Source organism: Vibrio sp. 1151_11, assembly GCF_029478525.1.
GTDB lineage: Bacteria > Pseudomonadota > Gammaproteobacteria > Enterobacterales > Vibrionaceae > Vibrio > Vibrio anguillarum.
The window spans coordinates 108567-130304 of the sequence record NZ_SHMN01000003.1 but is presented as its reverse complement, the minus strand read 5'-3'; the positions used below and the strand labels follow the sequence as shown (position 1 = coordinate 130304).

Genomic DNA, 21738 nt, shown 5'->3' with positions numbered 1-21738 from the left:
CGCAAATACAATTCTACAACTTCAGAAAAGTCCGACATTTTAGCGGTTTTATGCTGGAAGTGAAAGCGAAGTGGAGAATCGCTGCCCAAAATCAGGCAGCGAGTCGAGAGGAGGTTGGTGGTTTAAATACCAAGTTCATCCAATAGGTCTGTAGTCAAATCATCATCACTGTTGTTTTGCTTGTCGTTTTTTGCTTTGGCAGACAGTTTTTGCTGAGTCGCTTCTAAAATTGAATCAGGGCTTTCATCTTCTTGAACTTCAAACTCTTCAAGTTGGATGAATTCGGTTTTATCCATTGCCAGTTCAAGATAGAAAATATTATTACTTTCTGTCGAGAAGGTAACTCGGCGTGCTTGTGGACGATCTAAATTAGTATCCACCGACAAAATTACCTGTTTGTTGAGTGACAGCATCTTCGGTTGGTTTTGGGTAATGTTGGTTTGCAGTTCTTTGCGGATTTTATTTGTGAAGTCGCCTACGAGTTGATTCATCAATTCGCCCAGTACATCGCCCACCTCGTCAGAAGTGTGCAGCACGGCCAGCTCTTCTTCTGGCATTCCCATGTTGCGCATATAACTGGTGTAAATTTCCAGCGCAGCCTTGGCCGTAAAGTTGATAACAACGAGCCCAGAGAAGCCACCATCAAACAAAACGAAACAGCCGAAATCTGGCTTTAGTGACGTTTTGTTGATTTTTTGTACCATCGCTGAGTAAGCAATGTTGGTCGCCGTTGCAGAACTGAGCACTCCTGACACTGATTGACAAAGCTTAAGCAAAATATCTTCAGTGGTAACAATCTTGTTTTTTTTCATTCTGATATCCGTAATGTGCATTGCAGTTTAAAAGCGGTATTTAACTCTCTATATCAATATATAAAGCATAAAGCGTTAATTAACTATATATAGCTAAAATGTTGTGTACAGGAAAAATGTCGTACTGATGACTTTTTAGAGAGATTCATTCTTGCATTGAGATTCTGATTTGATCACCTTTTTAAATGTTGTAAAGTGACGAAATTCAAAGATTAATATCAAAATAACCATTAACCCACAGCTGATTGGATCAGCGCAGTAGGGGCAGGAAGCAAATGTTACCAAGACTTCATCACCAAACGGACGTCGATCCCGTCGTTTTGAGCTTTTTACAACAACTCGAAAACGAGGGGTTTAGCGGCGATATCGAATCACAATACTCTAGCCGACTTGCTGTTGCGACTGATAACAGTGTCTATCAGCAATTGCCTCAAGCCGTTGTGCATCCCAAATCAACTCATGACGTAGCACTTATTGGTAAGATTAGCTCAAAACCAGAGTTTGAGAGAGTCACTTTTTCACCGCGCGGTGGTGGCACAGGTACCAATGGCCAGTCGTTAACCAAAGGTATTGTGGTTGATTTATCTCGTCACATGAACCAAGTGCTTGAAATTAATGCTGATGAAGGTTGGGTAAGAGTACAAGCTGGCGTGGTGAAAGACCAATTAAATGATGCGGTCAGACCATTAGGTTATTTTTTCTCACCGGATCTTTCGACCAGTAACCGAGCCACACTTGGTGGCATGATCAATACCGATGCGTCAGGGCAGGGCTCTTTAAAATATGGCAAAACGTCGGATCATGTCTTGTCTCTGCAAGCCGTTTTTGCCGATGGCTCGGTACTTGAATCGGATCTCTCATTAGGCTTGCCTGAAAGTGGTACTTTTGCTGCGAATGCTTTGCAAGTGACCGAAGCGGTATGCCGTGACAAGCGCGAACAAATTGTGGCGAAATTTCCACCTCTTAACCGCTTTCTGACGGGCTACGATCTTAAAAATGCGCTTGATGAAGAAGGTGATCACTTTAATCTCACTCGGGTACTTTGTGGCGCAGAAGGCTCTTTGGTCTTCATCACAGAAGCAACCTTGAATCTGACGCCTATCCCCCAAGCTCGTACCTTAGTCAATGTGAAGTACAACAGCTTTGATTCGGCATTGCGTAATGCCCCTTTAATGGTAGCGGCCAATGCGTTATCGGTTGAAACCGTCGATTCCAAAGTATTAAATTTAGCTAAGCAAGATATTGTTTGGCATAGCGTCAGCGAGTTATTAGCGGATGTTCCGGGCAAAGAGATGCAAGGCATCAACATGGTCGAATACGCAGGCCAAAGCGAGCAAGAGGTCGCCGCGCAGGTCGCTTCATTGACGCAGCGTCTTGATCAGATGCTTGAGCAAGAACAAGCGGGCATCATTGGCTATCAAGTGTGCAGTGATTTGGCGAGCATTAACCTGATTTACAACATGCGCAAAAAAGCGGTGGGGTTATTAGGGGCGGCCAAAGGGAAGGCTAAACCCGTTGCTTTTGCTGAAGATACTTGTGTTCCTCCTCAACACTTGGCTGATTTTATTAGCGAATTCCGTACCTTGCTGGATGACAAACAGCTCAGTTATGGCATGTTTGGCCACGTGGATGCCGGCGTGCTGCATGTGCGTCCTGCTTTGGATTTGTGTGACCCACAGCAAGAGCTTCTGATGCATGAAGTGTCTGATGAGGTAGTCAAGCTGGTGGCAAAATATGGCGGTTTAATGTGGGGCGAACATGGCAAAGGTTATCGCTCCGAATATGGCCCCGCGTTTTTTGGTGAGGAGCTATTTACTGAATTACGACGCGTTAAAGCCGCCTTTGACCCGCACAATAAAATGAACCCCGGCAAAATATGTACGCCACTTGAGACCAATTTTGAATTGGTCAAAGTCACGGACACCAAACGCGGCTATTTTGATCGTCAAATCGATGTGAAGGTCCGTGACAGTTTCAAACAGGCGATGGAGTGTAATGGTAACGGTTTATGCTTTAACTATGACACCAGTTCGCCGATGTGTCCGTCGATGAAAGTCACGGCGGATCGTCGTCACTCACCGAAAGGCCGTGCCGGTTTGGTGCGTGAATGGTTACGCCAACTTACCGAGCAGGGTGTAGATATTCTCGACCTAGAGAAACAAGTGTTGGAGTCAAACCCAACCATCAAAACCATGATTGATCGCGTGCGTAACTCTTTCAATAAATCGCGCGAGTACGATTTTTCACATGAAGTGTATGAAGCGATGAACGGCTGCTTGGCGTGTAAAGCGTGTGCCAGCCAATGTCCAATCAAAGTGGATGTGCCGAGTTTTCGCTCTCGTTTTTTAAATATCTACTACTCACGTTATCAGCGTCCGGCTAAGGATTATCTCGTCGCGAATATTGAAACGCTTTTGCCGGTCATGGCAAAGGCTCCGCAAGTGGTGAACGGGGTATTGGCTCAGAAATGGGTACAAAGCCTCACCGCTTCAACCGTTGGTTACGTTGATGCGCCCTTGCTTTCGGTACCGACGTTGGCAAAGCGTGTCGCAGGCCAAGTGGTGAAATTCGATATGCAGCGCCTCGCTGGGCTGTCACAGCAAGATCGCGCTGAACATGTGATTATCGTTCAAGACCCATTCACCAGTTATTATGATGCTGAGGTGGTTGAAGATTTCGTGCAATTGCTGATCAAATTAGGCAAAAACCCGATACTGTTGCCATTCAAACCCAATGGTAAAGCGCAGCATATCAAAGGATTTTTAAAGCAATTCACAGCCACTGCGAAAAACACCGCTGCGTTTTTGTCGCAGGTAGCGGATCTCAATATTCCAATGGTCGGTGTCGATCCAGCGTTAGTGCTTTGCTACCGTGATGAGTATAACGAAATTCTTGGCGATAAGCGTGGTGAGTTTGATGTGTTGACCGTTCATGAGTGGCTGTTGCCACGTTTGTCGGAGTTTAACCATCACCAAAACCACAGTGACGCGCCTTGGTATCTGTTTGCTCATTGCACGGAAAAGACCAAACTACCGAATGCAGAAAAAGAGTGGGGCGCGATATTTAGCCATTTTGGTTCCCAGTTAAAAACGGTGCCAGTTGGTTGTTGTGGCATGGCAGGAACCTTTGGCCACGAACAGGATAAGCTGGAGATGTCGAAAGATATTTATGGTTTAAGCTGGAAGCCAAGTTTAGAAAAACTGCCCAAAGAGCGTTGCTTGATCACAGGGTATTCCTGCCGCAGTCAAGTGAAACGATTTGAACAGGTAAAACCAAAGCATCCGTTACAAGCTTTATTGGCATTGTTGTAAACCCTAAGCCCAGACCTTGCTGGGCTTTTTACTATACTGTCGATATTGGTTTGGAGCGAAGCACAGTCAGGTGGAGCAGCATGGAAAAATTTGAACTGAAAATACCCCCAGTGGCGATATTTATTGTGGCGCTACTGTTGATGCATCGTATCTCATACAGTTTTGAGTTTGCAAGCCTCGCTTTACCTCTGCCTCGAGCGGTCTTTGCGATTTGCTTTGTTTTATCTGGCATCGTTGGTTTACTGGGGATTTACGAATTTCGTCGCAAGAAAACTACGGTCAATCCAACCAAACCAGAAACGACATCGTGTATTGTGGATAGCGGTATCTACCGTTATTCGCGGAATCCGATGTATCTGGGGCTCTTTTTCCTGTTGTTTGGCGTGGCTTATTGGCAACACAATGGGTTGAGCCTCGTGGTCGCATTTTTATTTGTGTGGTTTATGAATCGTTTTCAGATTTATCCAGAAGAGCGAGTGCTGGAAGCGCGTTTTGGCGAAGAGTATGTCGATTACAAGCAGCGTGTCAGGCGCTGGATATAGTTGAATGTTGTAAGGCATCCGAAATCAAAAGCCCCGCAAGAATAGCGGGGCGACAATCTATGCAACGAACATGGTTCTAGACAACAAATATGGTTCTAGATAATGAGCAAAAGAGCTCAAATCATAGTAAAAAGAATACGGTTAGGCTGCTTTTGAAAATTGAGCTAAAAACATCTCTTTACGTTCATTGAAGCGATTAACTAAGTCATCGACTGCTTCTTGGTCATAAGGTTTCAGGCCACTGGCTACCATGCGCTTTACCCCTTTCCCTACGATTTGACCGTTTTCTTTAAAGGCAAAGTTAAGCGTGACAATGCCACGTTTACCGTCAACATCAAACGTCGCACCAGAAAACTCAACTTCAGGTGAAGTGAGGTCTAAACGTTCAAATTCCACTTCCATGCTTTCATAGATGACTAATGGGCGCTGGCAGTTAATCATCATCTGCGCTTCTTCCATCAATGGCACCATGATGTGCGGGAAGTTCATACCAGAAAACTGTACATAGTTCGTCACAACGTGTTCGATAAATGCGGTGTTGTGGCTTACTTGGCCTTCACGGCTCATGTGTAGATACTCTTTGCCCGCAGTATCGACAAGAGCGCTCTCTTTCATACACTTATTTTCAATGTGCAGTGCAATGCCATCGCTGACCATGCCTGAAAAATCAAAACGCATCTTTTGGCTAATGCCTTCTTTTTGCAGCAATACTGCAAAGAGCAAATCGCCCGGAACACAGAAACGCTTGCTGTCTTCGTCGTGGATTGGGTTGAAATCTCCCGCCACTTTTTTAGCAAAGTGACTCGCTTGTTGGCGAGTGAACTGGAATTTTTGATCTTGATGAGAGAAATAAGATGTAAGAGACATAATGTACGCTGTATAGCCAAAACTGACGCGATTATAAGTCAACTCCACTCGATGAATGGTCCAATCAGTAAAAAGAGCCTCACAGAGAGCGAGGCTCAATAGCGTAACATTATAAGCTAGAGAGAAGATTTTCCGGCATGAGCGAGTTATGTACCGCCAGCTCTAGCAAGGTATTAGCTTGTTCAATATCTGGCGAGAAGTAGCGATCCTTATCGTAAAACGAAACTTTTTTACGCAGGATTTGTTTTGCTTCTTCGACTAATGCGGAGGATTTATTGGGCGCTCTGAAATCGAGCCCCTGCGCGGCAGAAAGATACTCGACCGCTAAAATACCACGCGTGTTTTCGCTCATATCACGCAGACGACGACCAGCAAACGTTGCCATCGACACGTGATCTTCTTGGTTGGCTGAAGTGGGTAAGCTGTCTACCGAAGCCGGATGGGCGAGCGTTTTATTTTCACTGGCTAGCGCTGCCGCCGTCACTTGCGCAATCATAAAGCCAGAGTTAACGCCACCGTTGTCCACTAAAAATGGCGGAAGCTTGCTGAGCGCGCTGTCAATCAAGAGTGCCATGCGTCGTTCTGACAAACTGCCGATTTCGGCAATTGCTAGCGCCAAGTTATCCGCAGCCATCGCGACGGGCTCTGCATGGAAATTTCCGCCAGAGATGATGTCGCCATCGTCTGCAAACACCAGAGGGTTGTCGGAAACGGCATTGGCTTCCACTTCTAGCGTTTCAGCCGAATTGCGAATTTGCTGTAAGCACGCGCCCATCACTTGTGGTTGGCAACGCAGTGAATACGGATCTTGTACTTTTTCACATGCGGTGTGGGATTCACCAATCTCGCTGCGGCTGTCAAGTACATGGCGATAAGCGCTGGCGGCATCCATTTGCGCGCGATGGCCGCGAACGCGATGAATGCGCGGATCAAACGGGCGGCGACTGCCCAGCGCCGCTTCGACCGACATCGAACCACACACAATGGCGGAGGCAAATAAGTCTTCTGCGGCAAATAACCCCTCTAGGGCAAATGCGGTAGAAGCTTGTGTGCCATTGAGCAGCGCGAGCCCCTCTTTTGGCGCTAAAGTAATAGGAGTTAGCCCTGCGATTTTCAACGCGTCCAGCCCAGAGATAATTTCGCCGTTGTGGCGAGCTTGCCCTTCGCCGAGCAGTACCGTACTCATGTGTGCTAAAGGCGCTAAATCACCCGATGCGCCAACCGATCCCTTTTGTGGAACACAGGGGTAGACTTGGTGATTAACTAACGTCATCAAGGCGTTGATCACCTCAAGCCGAATACCGGAATACCCACGGGAAAGGCTATTGATTTTGAGTACCATCATCAAGCGAACGGTTTCATCCGCCATGAATTTACCAATACCCGCAGCGTGTGAAAGCACGATGCTGCGCTGCAAGGTTTCTAAATCTTCAGGGGCAATTTTAGTATTGGCAAGTAGGCCAAACCCCGTATTGATACCATAAACAGTACGATTTTCGGCAATCACTTGTTCAACGACTTGTGTGCTTGCTTCAATACCCGCTATCGCGCTGGAGTCGAGTGATACGGTGACCGGCTTTCGGCTTACTTGACGCAGTGCTTTTAAGCTCAATTGGCCCGGTTTAATAACAAGATTTAACATGTTTTTTTTGTCCTTACTATCAGTTGCGCGAGTTCATGGTTGAGCATTGGCAGGTCGAGCTTTTGTTCTTTAGCACAGCGTTTCGCAATGTCATAACCTGCATCAGCATGGCGCATGACACCTGTGGCTGGGTCGTTATGTAAAACACGTGCAATACGTTGTGCTGCGTCATCTGAACCATCGCAGCAGATCACCATGCCAGAGTGCTGAGAAAAGCCCATACCTACGCCACCGCCGTGGTGGAGTGACACCCAAGTTGCGCCACCGGCGGTATTGAGCAGTGCGTTGAGCAGCGGCCAATCGGAAACAGCGTCTGAGCCATCTAGCATACCTTCAGTTTCACGGTTTGGGCTTGCTACCGAGCCGGAATCTAAATGGTCGCGACCAATCACGACTGGCGCTTTTAACTCGCCACTTTTCACCATCGCGTTAAAGGCTTGGCCTAAACGTTCGCGATCTTTCAAACCCACCCAACAGATGCGAGCTGGTAGGCCTTGGAATTGAATGCGTTCGCGCGCCATGTCTAGCCAGTTATGTAGATGGGGGTTATCAGGGATTAACTCTTTCACTTTTTGGTCGGTTTTATAAATGTCTTCGGGATCGCCAGACAGGGCGACCCAGCGAAAAGGTCCAATCCCCTCACAAAATAGCGGGCGAATGTAGGCTGGCACGAATCCTGGGAAGTCAAAAGCGTTTGCCACTCCTTCTTCGAGAGCCATTTGGCGGATATTGTTGCCGTAGTCGAGTGTGGCAGCGCCGCGTTTTTGCAGCGTTAACATCGCTTGAACTTGGACCGCCATCGATGCTTTGGCCGCCTTGACCACTTGGCTTTCATCTTGAGTGCGCATTTGAGCGGCGTGTTCCATGCTCCAATTTAAGGGTAAATAACCATTGAGTGGGTCATGGGCCGAGGTTTGGTCTGTCACCACATCGGGGGTGATATTACGCTCAACTAGCTGTGGAAAAATATCGGCGGCATTACCTAACAAACCGACAGAAATCGGTGTCTCCGAGCTATCGATCATCGCCAAGGCTTCATCTAAACTGGTGGCTTTTTTATCGACATAACCAGTGCGTAAGCGGTAGTCGATGCGCGATTCATCACACTCGACCGCAATCATGGAAAACCCAGCCATGGTTGCCGCTAATGGCTGAGCGCCGCCCATGCCACCTAAGCCGCCAGTCAACACCCAGCGGCCTTTTGCGCTACCAGCAAAATGCTGTTTAGCGATGGCGACGAAGGTTTCGTAAGTACCTTGTACAATGCCTTGTGAGCCGATGTAGATCCATGAGCCAGCCGTCATTTGACCGTACATCATCAAACCTTGCTTATCGAGCTCATTAAAGTGCTCCCAGTTGGCCCAATGTGGTACAAGGTTTGAGTTGGCAATTAGCACACGTGGTGCATTTTTGTGCGTCGGGAAAACACCGACAGGTTTGCCTGATTGAACCAAGAGCGTTTGATCCTCTTCAAGGCGTTCAAGCACTTCAACAATTTTATCAAAGCACGGCCAATTTCGGGCCGCGCGGCCAATGCCACCATACACCACAAGTGCATGTGGGTGCTCTGCAACGTCTGGGTCAAGGTTGTTCATGAGCATGCGCAGTGGCGCTTCGGTTAACCACGATTTGGCTCGAAGTGTTGTACCGTGAGGGGCGCGAATGGTGCGCGTGGTATCAAGACGTTGCTCTTGAGTATGGGGTTGCGTCATGTTGAGACTCCTTGTGTTTCACAATGTGGCGCTATTGTTGTTATGGTGCCAGTATCGGGTTTAGTGAGGTGTAGCGATTAATCGTCGGTCATGGCATTGGCGATATCCCAACACAGCCTTGCCGCGAGACGAGCAGTTTGATTGTCTTGGTCAAATTGTGGGTTGTATTCGGCAATGTCGGCAATTAACAGCTTATTTTTGTGGTAGAAAATTTTGTCAAAATAAGGGGCAAGCGCTTCATAACTTACGCCACGTGCCGCTGGGGCGCTGACTCCCGGCGCCGTTGCAGCTGGAAAGACATCTAAGTCAATTGTCAAATAGAGATAGTCACACTGGTCAATGAAGTGTTGCAGTTCACGCAGATGATCAATCGGGCTCAGTGCTGAAAACTGATTATCTTGCATATACCAAACGCCCAGTTCATCGGCTCGTTGAAACAGTGCAGTCGTATTACTTGCTCGGCTCACACCTAAGCAAGCGTAATGAAATGGCCATTGATTTTGCTTGCACCATTGATGAATTTGATTGAAAGGAGTGCCCGAGCTAGGTCGCACCGAAGCGATCTCTGACTCAAAAGCACGCAAATCGAAATGTGCGTCAAAATTGATGATCCCAATCCGTGGTTGGCTGATGGCTTGTTGACTCAGATATTGCGCTGCGCCTTGAAACGTGGCCCAAGCGACTTCATGACCGCCACCCAGTACGATAACGGGCGTTTGTTTAAGCGTATGGGCAATCACATCAGCGCACTGTTGCTGAGCCAGCTCAAGTTCATCATCAATACAGCGAATATTGCCCAGATCAAAAAAGCGAGAGTGCTTATGCCAAGCCATGTTGGCCAGCGCTTGACGAATGGCATCGGGAGCCTGTTTTGCGCCAATGCGCCCTTTATTGCGGGCCACCCCTGCATCGCATTCAAAACCGATAATGGCAATGGCTTTCTCATCTTGGTTTTGTTGAATGGGTAGCGTATTGACGGTGCAACGTTGAGTTTGATGGTGAACGCGTGTACCTAACTCGCCATCTTCGGCATCGTGACGGCCTTGCCACTCGAAGCTGTGCTGAGTGTTGCTAAAGGTAGGGTTATTCATAGGTCAATGCTCCGTCAACTACGCGTGCATGCAAACGCGGTACGCCCACTTGATAACTTAAATCGGCTGGGTGGCTAATATTCCAAATGGCGAGATCGGCATCGTAGCCAGTGGCAATTTTGCCGCGAGAATCAGCAAAACCTAACGCTTGCGCAGCATGTTGAGTCACACCTCGTAAGGCTTCTTGAGGGGTTAAGCCAAACAGTGTGCACGCCATATTCATAATAAGAGTGAGGTCAGCAAACGGCGATGTACCGGGGTTGAAATCACTTGCGATGGCCATTGGAATATGATGCTGACGCAGTAAATCAATCGGTGGGCGTTGGGTTTCACGTAAGAAATAAAAAGCACCGGGCAGCAAGGTTGCTACGGTATTGGAACGGGCGAGTGCAAACACACCTTGCTCATCTAAATATTCGATATGATCGGCAGACAAACCTTGGTAATGGGCGGTTAAAGCGCTTCCCCCTAGGTTTGATAATTGCTCGGTATGACCTTTCACTTGCAGCCCATGCGCAATTGCGGCTTGGAACACTTTTTCTGTTTGTGCCAGCGTAAAACCAATCGATTCACAAAACACATCGACGCTCGAAGCGAGTTTTTGTTCGGCCACCAGAGGGATGATTTCCTGACAAATATGCTCAACATAATCGTCTGATCGGTGTTGATATTCTGGTGGAATGGCGTGAGCGGCGAGCAGTGTTGTGACGACTTTAATGCGGCGATGATCCTCAAGGTGCTTAGCCGCTTTGAGCATTTTTATCTCATCATGGAGCGTTAAACCGTAGCCCGATTTGATCTCAACGGATGTGACACCGGAACGCAGCAACCCCTCTAACCTTGGTAGTGCCAACTCAACCAATTGGTCAATGGATGCTGTGCGGGTGGCGTGGACGGTTGATAAAATACCGCCGCCTTGCTTGGCGATCGCTGGGTAGGGAACACCTTGCAAGCGCATTTCAAACTCATTGGCGCGGTTACCGGCATAGATAAGGTGAGTATGGCAATCTATCAACCCCGGAGTGATAAGCTTGCCTTGGCAATCTATGACTTTGTGTTCTGGTGTGGCAGCTATGGGAATGTGGCTATCAAGGCTGGCGTCAATTTTGCCCGCTTTTATCACCACAGTTTTAGGAGAGCTAGGTTGATAGCCAAGCTCTCCTTGTTCCATGCTGACGATACGCGCGTTGGTCAGTATTAGATCCATCTTTATTGTCACCGTTATCGCTTAGTACGCTGCTGATTTAAATGTATATACAAATAAATAAGGCAAAAGCGCACGCGGTGCAAGATGAATGTTGCAAAAGTGTGATCGAATGTTGAAATGTGTAGCGTTAGTCGAGCATCACTTTAGAGGTTAATTTGTATTTAGAGCCCGGGTGATAAAGCAGTGCAGAGCTGACTAACTTATCGCCACTCCAGGTACGGCGATTAAGTAGTAAACAGGGTTCATTGACGGCCAACTGCAACAATTGTTTGATGTGATGCTCGGCAATAATGGCTTCAACAGTGTGCTCAATGGCACTTAATGGGCAGTTTTGTGAAAGATATTGATTGGGCGTCATGAACGAGAAGTTTTGTTCAAGATAGTGGGGCGCGTAGCGGCTATTGACCCAACGCACTTCCAGTTGTATCGGAGTGTCATTAGCAAAGTGAATGATTTCACTATAAAAAACAGAAGATCCTAGCATGACGCCGAGTTTGATAGCGACACTTTCATCTGCTGTTAACGCAAGTTGTTTTAAGACTTTACTGCGATATTGCTTCCCTCGGCTAGCCACCTCGTCAGCAATATTACGAATATCAAGTAGCGGTGATTCCGCTTTGTCTTCTACAGCGCAAACAAAAGTACCTAGCCTTGGCCGGCGTTGCAGTTTTCCATCAGCCACCAGATCCCGTATCGCTTTATTCACCGTCATCCGACTCACATTAAATTGCTCAGTCAGTTCTAGCTCGGTGCTTATGCGTTGGCCGACAGGCCATTGTCCGGATTCAATGTTATCTAAAATAAATTGTTTTATTTGTCTATAAAGTGGTGAGCTTGACATGGGCATGATGAGTTTTATTTGAATATACAAATAATTAACGAAGTCGCTGGGAAATGCAATATTTAGATAAGGCTTTGCGATCATAATCGGCCAAAACTGTGAATTGGTGAAGCAGCTATCGACGACAAAGGGTCAGTGTCACGGTAAGATGGCGTCGTAACTTGTGTTGTCAATAGTAACCTGTGTTGTAAATAGTAACTTGTGGTTTAAATAATAAAGAGAAAATGCGATGACAGCTCCAACAGAAATGACTTTTTTCGCTCGTTTTGAAGCGGATATTTTGGCGAAAAAGAAAGTGATCACCATTCGTGATGAGAGCGAAAAGCACTACCAAGTTGGCTCTATTGTCGAGGTGAGTACGTTGGAAGAGGGACGAAAGTTCTGCCGCTTGTTAATCAATAAGGTTGAACCGATCCTATTTAGCGAATTAAGCCACTACCATGCAGAGCAAGAAAATATGTCACTCACGACACTGAAAGAGGTGATTCAAGACATTTATCCCAATATTGAACAGTTGTATGTAATTCACTATCAACTGGTTGAAGAAAAAGCTCTGGAAAAAGATCACGCTTAAAAATAATAACGCCAATCAATCACGATTGGCGTTATTGCTGTTTGCCTCAAGACAGTGTCACGACGATTTCATTATAAAACGCAGCAACAGTAATGAGGTTAGTCACGCTTCCACAGAATGTGGCAGAACTTTTGGTCTGGGTCGCGGCTGACGAGCATTCTTGCAAACACATCGTCTAGTACGTCGTCCTCTTCATTGACAAGACCGATCAATACTTCCGCGTAAGCTTCCTTATCGACGTCAAAACCCACGTGTTGAACCCAATCATCACCAACGTCAACCAGTTCAGCCGCGCCACGGTCTTCAAATTGTGCTGTAAACAGGATGACATCAACAGGTTCTAGATTATCGGGTGCCATTTCAAGAAAGATGTCGTAAGCCGCATCAATGGCATCGTCGTAAGAAATCAAATCAGACATTATTATGCTCGGCTCATGTATTTGCGTTCAGCGGTGTTGATAATAATACGGTCGCCAGTTGCGACATATTCAGGAACCTGCACAACAAGGCCAGTGCTTAAACGTGCTGGTTTTGAACGCGCAGAAGCTGAAGCACCTTTGATGGAAGGATCAGTCTCTTCAATCACAAGCTCAACAGATGAAGGGACATCTAGTGCTACCGCAACACCGTCAACGACAACCACATACATACCTTGGATTTCTTCAGTGATGAACAGTAGCTCATCTTCGATATCCGCCTGTTTAAACGTAAATTGAGTGTAATCTTCGTTATCCATGAAGATGTACTCATCGCCATCAACATAAGAAAACGAAACCGCACGGCGGTTCATGTCAACGGTGTCGACAAAGTCATCGGCTTTTAAACGCTCATCAACGCGAGCGCCAGTGTTCAAATCAGTACAACGTAGTTTGTAGATTTTAGAACCACCGCGGCCACCAGGAGTGGTCACTTCGATATCTTTGATCAATAGCGTCTTGCCACCAGAAATAATAGCAAACCCTTTTTTTAATTCATTCGCCTTTGGCATGGAATTTTTCCTTCATACTTAGTTTCGGCGCATTATACCTTGCCGTTTTCGAAAAGGAATATCTTGATTGATTGCTTTGCATAGTAGAACATGACCGCGTGTACTTTTTCTTAAATTAACTAACGCTTTTTGCTATGTATTTATCGGTTATTGACCCAAAACAACCCTTTCAGGCTGAATATCAAGCGGCTATCGATGATCTCATCAAGTTTCTGCGTGCCGGGTTAGGTGACAATCTACATAGTCTTTACCTTTATGGCAGTGTGGCGCGCAGAACTGCGCGTTATGGGCGCTCCAATTTGGATGTAGTGTTGGTCACGCACCGTGATTTCTCCGAGCAACGAGCAACTCTGCTGAATACGATAAAATGGCGATTTCAGAAAAGTTTCCCACATATCACCGAAGTCTCGATCAAAACTGCACTCGTGAGCGAGGTAGCCACTTTAGAGAGCATTTTTACGTGGGGATTTATGTTGCGCCATTGCTGCGTTTGCATCTTGGGTGATGATCTGGCGGAATGCTTTGGCGATTTCGAACCCAGTTGGGAAATAGCCAAACACTGGAATATGGACATCGCAGATTGGGTCTTTTTTTATCGTGATAAAATTGCAAAAACCAGTTCTGAAAGCGAACAGAGCAAGGCGCAAGTAGCCATTGCCAAGAAATTACTGCGCGCCAGTTATTCTTTGATTATGTATCGTGACAAAAATTGGTTTGATGATCCTATCGAATGCGGGCAGCAGTTTTTACGTTATCACCCGGAGAAAAAAATCGACATTGAGAGATTGGGTATTTTGCTCTCTGGACGAGTGATCGCTAAACGCTCAGTGATTGGAATTCTAGACAGTTATGGGCAATGGCTTGCAAAGCAATATCAAAAAACAGAGTTTCGGATTGGTTAACCGCTGGCTAGATCGTCGTACTTCTTAAAATAACCCAAGTTGTGGCTGGCTGAGCTGTTCGAAATTCAAGCCAACAAAAGGCAAAATGGCTTCTGCGACTGGCTGCAATTGTTTATCGATATAGTGCTGATAATCGATAGGACTTTTTAAATACTCTTTAGGCTCAGGGCCATTCAGTGTGATGAGGTATTCGATACGACCTCGATTTTGATATTGCAATGGTCGGCCTAACTGCTGGTTTATCGTATCAGCAAGTCGTGCGGCTCTTACTTGTGGTGGTACGTTTTTTTGGTATTCATGCAGCTTGCGACGCAACCGTTTTTGGTACACGAGCTCATGGTCGAGTTGACCGGTTTGAGTTTGCTCAACGATTTCACGAATAAACGCCGCAGGGTCTTCACCATTAAAAATCATCGAATAAAGTTGGTGCTGAAAGCGTTGTGCGAGCGGAGTCCAGTCCGTTCTTGCACTCTCAAGCCCTTTAAAAATTAGCCGCTCGTTTTCGCCTTCACCGATCAATCCCGCATAGCGTTTTTTTGACCCTGTTTCTGAACCTCGGATGGTTGGCATCAGAAACTTTCGGTAGTGGGTTTCGTATTCCAATTCCAGCATCGATTCCAATTGGTACTCTTCACGCAAGTGGGTCGTCCACCATTGATTGATGTGTTCAACCAGTTGTATTCCTACGCGATCCGCTTGCTGCTGTGAATATTGACCACCTAAAGAGACAAAGGTTGAGTCGGTATCACCATAAATCACTTGATAGCCTTGCGCCTCAATTAACTTTTTAGTTTGCTTCATGATCTCGTGTCCGCGCATGGTAATGCTGGACGCCAAACGAGTATCAAAAAAACGACAACCTGACGATCCAAGTACACCGTAGAAAGAGTTCATGATGATTTTTATCGCTTGTGAAAAGGCTTTGTTATTGTTCTTTTTCGCCACATCACGCGCAGCCCACAATTTCTCGATCATCTCTGGAAGAAAATGTTTGGTGCGGTGAAATTGACCGCCACGAAATCCCGTTACCGCTTGATTATTCTCTTTGCCAATCGGAATTTTTAGCCCTTTAATCAAGCCAAGTGGGTCAATTAAAAATGAACGAATGATCGAGGGATATAAGCTTTTAAAATCAAGAAGTAACACAGAGTCGTAGAGGTTAGGGATGGAGTCCATCACATAGCCTCCGGGGCTTGCGACCCAATTTTCGGAGTGTAAGTTAGGCGCGATGTAACCCGCGCGATGCAATTGAGGTAAATAGAGATTGGTAAAGGCGGCGACAGAACCGCCGACGCGATCTAGCTCCACACCCGTGAGACGGGAACGTTCAATGGCGAAATCCAGCAAATGGGTATGTTCAAAGATTTTATTCACTAACACACAATCTTGCAGGTTGTATTTTGCCAGTGAAGGTTTGTCTTTTTTAAACATACGGTTGATTTCATCCATTCGATCATGAGCGTTGTGAATCGCTTTTCCTTCGCCTAAGAGCTCCCTTGATACTGATTCCAATGACCAAGAACGAAATTGGTAAGTGGCTGTTTTTAATGTATCAATTCCATCCAACACGACTCGCCCGGGAATGGTGATAAACCCTTGCTGACTCTGGTTTGAACTACGAAAAAAACTGTGCTGTTTACCGCGACCAATCGCAAGTTTTAACTTATGCCACTCGGCTCTTTTGTGGAGTAAGCGAAAATCAAAATCAATCACGCTCCAGCCAATTATTACATCAGGGTCGAACTCAGTGAACCAATCGATGAGAGCGTTGAGCAATGCGTATTCGTCTTTCACCCACTGAATTGGGGTATCGCAAGGTTCGGGCTCACCAATCATGATAACGCGGCTGTCCATTGGGCTATCAAAACCAATCGAGTAGAGAATGCCTTTTTCAGAACACTCTAAATCCAGCGAAACCACTTTCAGATGAGGAAGATAATTGCCTGGTCGACATTTCGCCTGTTCTATTTTTGAATGGGAAAACGTCTGGGTAAGCCGTCCAGTGAATTCAATGCTGCCTTTAAGAAAACGCTCCATAAGAAAGCGGTCGGCAAGCTTAATATCATCTTCTAACGTCAGAATATGATGTTGCTTTAGTAGTGCCGAAAACTCAGCATGCGTTTGAATCGTTTGACAATAACAACCCGCTAGGAGGGTATGTTCAAAATCTTCCAAATCCAATGTTTTTAATTCGATAGAGAGCTGCCGCTCTAACGCTAATTTTTGCGCTTGTGGTACATCTTTCTGTGGTATGAAGAAAACGGGTTTTTCACCACGGATAATCAGTTGGGTTGGACCTTGAGGCGTACTCAACCACAACTCAATATGAGTCGAGCCATGAAGGTCTCTTGCATGGCGAGTAAGTAAAAAACCGTGTTGAATAACCAAGCGTAATAAATCCAAATAGTCGTAACCTTGGGGGAGGGCATCATATCAGAGCTACGAGGTAAATAACGAATTTCAGTGAGGTGAGTAAGCGGGCGATGGAGATCAAATAACCGTTAATTGGTATGGTGTATGCATTTTAACTTTATGATTTGTTTTGGTTTTGTATTTTTATGAGGCTGGTTGCATTTTTATGTTTAGGTTCAAATTTGTCAAAAAATCATGTAAAAGTCGTGCGGCATCTCTGCTAATATAATTAAGCTTTTGATTTGTTAATGGATTCTCATTGGATGATTAGCCGAACAAATAAGTACTTGCCAAATTTGGGGTTTGAGCACATATTCAGTGTGAGTAAAAACCAATGTTAAGTTAATTACCCGATTGTGAGTTAATTTCCAATTGTGAGCTAATTAATGTGGGCCGCGATGCTGCTATCCACGATTCAGTGGGTGCAGAGCCAATAGATGAGTGTGGAGATACAAGTTTGATAAGTGTTTTCCTTGTAGATGATCACGAGCTGGTTCGCACAGGGATACGACGTATTATTGAAGACGTCCGTGGAATGAACGTAGTAGGGGAAGCTGACAGCGGTGAAGAAGCAGTAAAATGGTGTCGCAGTAATCATGTCGACGTTATTTTAATGGATATGAACATGCCTGGTATCGGCGGTTTGGAAGCGACAAAAAAAATTCTGCGCTTTAATCCAGATGTGAAAATCATCGTGTTAACGGTTCATACGGAAAATCCATTTCCGACCAAAGTGATGCAAGCTGGAGCCGCGGGTTATTTAACCAAAGGTGCAGGCCCAGATGAAATGGTCAACGCGATTCGCATTGTGAATAGCGGGCAGCGTTATATCTCGCCTGAAATCGCACAGCAAATGGCATTAAGCCAATTCTCGCCAGCTTCTGACAATCCATTTGCTGATCTCTCGGAAAGAGAGCTGCAGATTATGATGATGATTACCAAAGGGCAAAAAGTGACGGATATTTCCGAGCAACTTAGTCTTAGCCCCAAAACAGTAAATAGCTATCGCTATCGACTGTTTAGTAAGTTAGCGATCAGCGGTGATGTTGAACTGACCCATTTAGCTATTCGACACGGAATGTTAGACACAGAGACGCTTTAGTGACTTCTTTGTTCGACTCGGTCGCTTTTCTTAAAACCGTTACCCATCAGCCCGGCGTTTATCGAATGTATAACGCCGAGGCTGATATCATCTATGTTGGCAAAGCCAAAGACCTCAAAAAACGCCTTTCGAGCTACTTTCGAAAAACAATCGACAGTGAGAAAACGCGCGCGTTAGTCAGCCATATCAATAAAATTGATGTCACCGTTACTCACACAGAAACGGAAGCGTTGATCCTTGAACACAATTACATCAAGCAATATTTGCCTAAATACAATGTGCTGCTGCGAGACGATAAATCTTACCCGTATATTTTTATTAGTGGGCATAAGCACCCTCGTTTGTCGTTGCACCGTGGCGCGAAAAAGCGCAAAGGTGAGTATTTTGGTCCATACCCTGATTCTGGTGCGGTTCGAGAGTCGTTACACCTCATCCAAAAAATATTTCCGGTAAGACAATGTGAAGATACCGTCTATAGCAACCGGACTCGTCCTTGCCTGATGTATCAAATTGGCCGCTGCGCTGCACCTTGTGTGAGTCATATCATTGCGGATGAAGAGTATGCTGAATTGGTTAATTATGTTCGATTGTTTTTGCAAGGCAAAGATAACCAAGTACTTGAAACATTAGTGCAAAAAATGGAACAAGCCAGCCAAGCACTGCAGTTTGAAAATGCCGCTAAATTTAGAGACCAGATCCAAGCCATTCGAAGAGTCCAAGAACAACAGTTTGTTTCTGAAGAGACGATGGATGACATGGATGTATTGGGATTTGCCCAAGAAAATGGCATCGCTTGCATCCATATTTTGATGATCCGCCAAGGTAAAATATTGGGTAGTCGTAGCCATTTTCCTAAAATTCCGGCTAACACGACTCAAGAAGAGGTGTTTGATGGCTTTTTAGGACAGTATTATTTAAGTCACAATGAAGCGCGTACGATCCCAAGTCGAGTGATCTTAAATGCGGGTCTGCTAGAGGATGCAAAGCCGCTGCAAGAAGCCTTACAGACCCTGGTCGGACGTAAAGTTTCTTTCCACATCAGCCCAACAGGTGTGCGTGCTCAATATTTAAAATTGGCTAATACCAATGCATTGAGCGCAATAACGGCTAAAATTAACCATAGAATGACGATCAACCAGCGCTTTAAAGCACTTCAAGCTGTTTTAGGGTTGGATAGCATAGAGCGTATGGAGTGTTTTGATATTTCGCACACCATGGGAGAGAGCACGATCGCCTCATGCGTGGTATTTAACCAAGAAGGGCCTGTTAAACCAGAATACCGCCGTTATAACATCACGGGAATTACTGGTGGGGATGATTACGCTGCAATGGGACAAGTGTTAGATAAGCGGTATTCCAAGCAGCTTGACGTGGAAAAAATCCCCGATGTCATTTTCATTGATGGTGGTAAAGGGCAATTGAATCGAGCTTTGCAGATCATCTCTAGCCATTGGCAGGATTGGCCGAAAAGACCGGTGATGATTGGTATCGCCAAAGGTGTTACCCGCAAACCGGGGCTAGAAACGTTGATTACAACCGATGGTGATGAATTTAACCTGCCAAGTGATGCGCCAGCTTTGCATTTGATTCAGCATATTCGCGATGAAAGTCATAATCACGCCATTGCTGGGCATAGAGCCAAACGAGGTAAAACACGGCGTACTAGTACATTGGAAGGCATAGAAGGGGTTGGGCCTAAACGCCGGCAAGCACTGCTGAAATATATGGGAGGGCTGCAAGAGCTAAAAAGAGCCACTGTTGAAGAAATCGCCAAAGTACCCGGTATTAGCCATTCTTTAGCTGAAAACATTTATCAAGCATTGAAACAATAAGAAAAATAACGCAACATAACCGCGCAATCGATAAGAGCCTATAAATATGCGTTTGAATATTCCTAATATTTTGTCTTTATTACGACTTTTCCTTATCCCAGTATTTGTCGTTGTTTTCTATCTGCCTTACGGCTGGGGCCCTTTTGCTGCGGCAATGGTGTTTTGGGTAGCGGGTTTTACCGATTGGTTAGATGGCATGCTTGCGCGAAAACTTGGGCAAACCTCTCGCTTTGGTGCTTTTATTGACCCAGTAGCGGATAAAGTGCTCGTTGCGACGGCTCTTATCTTGATCACCGACCATTACCACAGTCTCTGGATAACGATTCCAGCCGTGACAATGATTGCCCGTGAAATCATCATTTCTGCGTTGCGAGAATGGATGGCGGAAATTGGTAAAAGAGCCAGTGTGGCCGTTTCATGGGTTGGGAAGGTTAAGACGCTCACCCAAATGTTTGCATTGTGGGTACTGATTTGGCGTCATGATGATTGGATGGTGTGGGTCGGCTATGCAGCGTTATACATCGCAACCATTTTGACCTATTGGTCAATGGTTCAATACTTGGCGGCAGCTAAAGACGACCTCCTCAATGCAGAACATCATTAAGAAACGGGCTTAGGCCCGTTTTTTGTTCCTCCAATTTCTACAATCCCTTTCACAACATGCATTATTGCTTCAGTTAAAGCACAGTTATCTCGTGTAAAAGGTGGTGAATTTTGCTATCAAATTAACCAAATCTGTCCTTTTTGAATGCAAAATAGCCAAACGGTTTAAAAACTAAAAAAATAATATTGACTCATCGAATCGAATGCGTAGAATGCATCCCGTACTTGAGAGGAACGGAAGAAACAACCCAACCCCTTGATGTTACAGGGGCGCGTTGGCAGAGGGGCTATGCAGCGGATTGCAAATCCGTGGACCTCGGTTCGACTCCGGGACGCGCCTCCATTGCGACACTAGCTCAGTTGGTAGAGCGCAACCTTGCCAAGGTTGAGGTCACGAGTTCGAACCTCGTGTGTCGCTCCAAATTTTGAGGTGTTGAACTTAACGTTCAGTATCTAAAGATGGTGTTACTAAATTTTGTAAACAGCATCGCAATGCAGAATTGCGTGCCCTGGTGGTGAAATTGGTAGACACAAGGGATTTAAAATCCCTCGACTTTCGAGTCGTGCCGGTTCAAGTCCGGCCCGGGGCACCATCTTTTTACTGCTTATGCAGTATGCGACACTAGCTCAGTTGGTAGAGCGCAACCTTGCCAAGGTTGAGGTCACGAGTTCGAACCTCGTGTGTCGCTCCAAATTAAAGCCCTAGCAGAAATGCTGGGGCTTTTTCATCTCTGTCTCACAGCCAGTTTACAACCAACGATATCGTTTTAGAGCAACCTTGCCAAGGTTGAGGTCACGCTTTTAGTTCAAAAGAAAGCGAACCTCGTGTGTCGCTCCAAATTAAAGCCCTAGCAGAAATTGGGTAAATCCCCCCTACGTTCACTATATTCGTTGACGGTTTCGGACGTGAAATTGAAATATTTTAAGCAAAGCCATCACCATCAAACAGCAGTGCTTCAATTTATGGTCAAATCTCGCATCGTTTTTACTCTCCATCCCCAATTCTAGAATGTTAATAATTTGATAAAGCAACCTTTATCTTGAGTTGTTATTATTTTGTGATGTGAAATTTCGGCCTACTTCACATAATTTTCGTGCCAACATTTAATTTATGGTGTGAATTATTTGCAAAAGCGTGATTTATATAAACTTATCAATAACCCATTCATGGGAACGGTTCCTAATGTGACATTGATCTATTTTTACATTGATTTGGTGAATGTAAACTCCATCCCCGTCAGCAACGTTAAGGGAATACATAAGCAGTGGTTGCTGAGCAATAAAGAGATTGAGCTGTTCA

At 45.6% G+C, this 21738-nt stretch carries 17 protein-coding genes and 4 tRNA genes; 11 read left to right on the top strand and 10 right to left on the bottom strand.

Going from position 1 to position 21738, the window contains the following annotated elements:
* Positions 1-122: 122 nt before the first annotated feature.
* On the bottom strand, positions 123-812 hold the full coding sequence (locus EXZ60_RS03670; RefSeq protein WP_026028133.1) for a DUF3334 family protein: 690 nt from the start codon (positions 810-812) through the stop codon (positions 123-125).
* A gap of 275 nt (positions 813-1087) precedes the next feature.
* Here EXZ60_RS03670 and EXZ60_RS03665 point away from each other — a divergent pair, with 275 nt between their 5' ends.
* Together EXZ60_RS03665 and EXZ60_RS03660 are read left to right on the top strand one after the other, a co-directional pair.
* On the top strand, positions 1088-4123 hold the full coding sequence (locus tag EXZ60_RS03665) for an FAD-binding and (Fe-S)-binding domain-containing protein (RefSeq protein ID WP_174223791.1): 3036 nt from the start codon (positions 1088-1090) through the stop codon (positions 4121-4123).
* 50 nt (positions 4124-4173) lie between these two features.
* Positions 4174-4665, top strand: a complete 492-nt coding sequence (locus EXZ60_RS03660; RefSeq protein WP_115339085.1) for an isoprenylcysteine carboxylmethyltransferase family protein — start codon at positions 4174-4176, stop codon at positions 4663-4665.
* Between the two features lie 141 nt (positions 4666-4806).
* Here EXZ60_RS03660 and EXZ60_RS03655 read toward each other — a convergent pair whose 3' ends face one another.
* From EXZ60_RS03655 to hutC, 6 genes are all read right to left on the bottom strand, one after another.
* Positions 4807-5532, bottom strand: coding sequence for a DUF3581 domain-containing protein (locus EXZ60_RS03655; RefSeq protein ID WP_026027168.1), 726 nt, complete (start codon positions 5530-5532; stop codon positions 4807-4809).
* 109 nt (positions 5533-5641) lie between these two features.
* The gene (gene hutH / locus EXZ60_RS03650) at positions 5642-7174 is read right to left on the bottom strand and encodes a histidine ammonia-lyase (protein ID WP_277435295.1); all 1533 of its coding nucleotides are present in this window, start codon (positions 7172-7174) and stop codon (positions 5642-5644) included.
* On the bottom strand, positions 7168-8886 hold the full coding sequence (gene hutU, locus EXZ60_RS03645; RefSeq protein ID WP_277435294.1) for a urocanate hydratase: 1719 nt from the start codon (positions 8884-8886) through the stop codon (positions 7168-7170). The genes hutH and hutU overlap by 7 nt, the downstream gene beginning before the upstream one ends.
* A gap of 77 nt (positions 8887-8963) precedes the next feature.
* Positions 8964-9977 (bottom strand): formimidoylglutamase, encoded by a 1014-nt coding sequence (gene hutG, locus EXZ60_RS03640; protein ID WP_064625491.1) that lies wholly within the window; start codon positions 9975-9977, stop codon positions 8964-8966.
* Positions 9970-11184 carry an imidazolonepropionase gene (gene hutI / locus EXZ60_RS03635; RefSeq protein WP_026028673.1) on the bottom strand — a complete coding sequence of 405 codons (1215 nt, stop codon included), beginning with the start codon at positions 11182-11184 and terminating at the stop codon, positions 9970-9972. The genes hutG and hutI overlap by 8 nt, the downstream gene beginning before the upstream one ends.
* A 127-nt stretch (positions 11185-11311) precedes the next feature.
* Entirely contained in the window at positions 11312-12025 is a 714-nt protein-coding gene (gene hutC, locus EXZ60_RS03630) for a histidine utilization repressor (protein ID WP_277435341.1), read from the bottom strand.
* Between the two features lie 229 nt (positions 12026-12254).
* On the opposite strand from hutC, the gene yqfB reads away from it, so the two are divergent.
* Positions 12255-12599, top strand: coding sequence for a N(4)-acetylcytidine aminohydrolase (gene yqfB, locus EXZ60_RS03625; protein ID WP_010319023.1), 345 nt, complete (start codon positions 12255-12257; stop codon positions 12597-12599).
* A 98-nt stretch (positions 12600-12697) separates the two neighbouring features.
* On the opposite strand, the gene EXZ60_RS03620 is transcribed toward yqfB, so the two are convergent.
* Together EXZ60_RS03620 and yeiP are read right to left on the bottom strand one after the other, a co-directional pair.
* Positions 12698-13018: an HI1450 family dsDNA-mimic protein gene (locus EXZ60_RS03620; RefSeq protein WP_017048043.1), complete on the bottom strand. Its 321-nt coding sequence runs from the start codon at positions 13016-13018 to the stop codon at positions 12698-12700.
* A gap of 2 nt (positions 13019-13020) precedes the next feature.
* Positions 13021-13587 carry an elongation factor P-like protein YeiP gene (gene yeiP / locus EXZ60_RS03615; protein WP_013856610.1) on the bottom strand — a complete coding sequence of 189 codons (567 nt, stop codon included), beginning with the start codon at positions 13585-13587 and terminating at the stop codon, positions 13021-13023.
* A gap of 134 nt (positions 13588-13721) precedes the next feature.
* Between yeiP and EXZ60_RS03610 the strand changes: the two genes are divergently transcribed.
* On the top strand, positions 13722-14489 hold the full coding sequence (locus tag EXZ60_RS03610) for a nucleotidyltransferase (protein WP_013856611.1): 768 nt from the start codon (positions 13722-13724) through the stop codon (positions 14487-14489).
* Between the two features lie 24 nt (positions 14490-14513).
* Here the strand turns inward: EXZ60_RS03610 and EXZ60_RS03605 are convergent, their stop codons facing one another.
* Positions 14514-16877 (bottom strand): DNA polymerase II, encoded by a 2364-nt coding sequence (locus EXZ60_RS03605; RefSeq protein ID WP_277435340.1) that lies wholly within the window; start codon positions 16875-16877, stop codon positions 14514-14516.
* Positions 16878-17358: 481 nt separating this feature from the next.
* On the opposite strand from EXZ60_RS03605, the gene uvrY reads away from it, so the two are divergent.
* The 7 genes from uvrY (at position 17359) to EXZ60_RS03570 (ending at position 21130) form a co-directional block, all read left to right on the top strand.
* A complete protein-coding gene (gene uvrY / locus EXZ60_RS03600; RefSeq protein WP_277435339.1) occupies positions 17359-18003 on the top strand; it encodes a UvrY/SirA/GacA family response regulator transcription factor in 645 nt (214 codons plus the stop codon).
* A complete protein-coding gene (gene uvrC / locus EXZ60_RS03595) occupies positions 18003-19835 on the top strand; it encodes an excinuclease ABC subunit UvrC (protein ID WP_277435293.1) in 1833 nt (610 codons plus the stop codon). The genes uvrY and uvrC overlap by 1 nt, the downstream gene beginning before the upstream one ends.
* Before the next feature lie 46 nt (positions 19836-19881).
* Positions 19882-20439, top strand: coding sequence for a CDP-diacylglycerol--glycerol-3-phosphate 3-phosphatidyltransferase (gene pgsA, locus EXZ60_RS03590; protein ID WP_013856615.1), 558 nt, complete (start codon positions 19882-19884; stop codon positions 20437-20439).
* 268 nt (positions 20440-20707) lie between these two features.
* Positions 20708-20781: transfer RNA gene (locus tag EXZ60_RS03585), tRNA-Cys, on the top strand.
* 2 nt (positions 20782-20783) lie between these two features.
* Positions 20784-20859, top strand: a tRNA-Gly gene (locus EXZ60_RS03580).
* An 85-nt stretch (positions 20860-20944) separates the two neighbouring features.
* Positions 20945-21031, top strand: a tRNA-Leu gene (locus EXZ60_RS03575).
* A gap of 23 nt (positions 21032-21054) precedes the next feature.
* Positions 21055-21130, top strand: a tRNA-Gly gene (locus EXZ60_RS03570).
* The last annotated feature ends 608 nt before the right edge of the window (positions 21131-21738 follow it).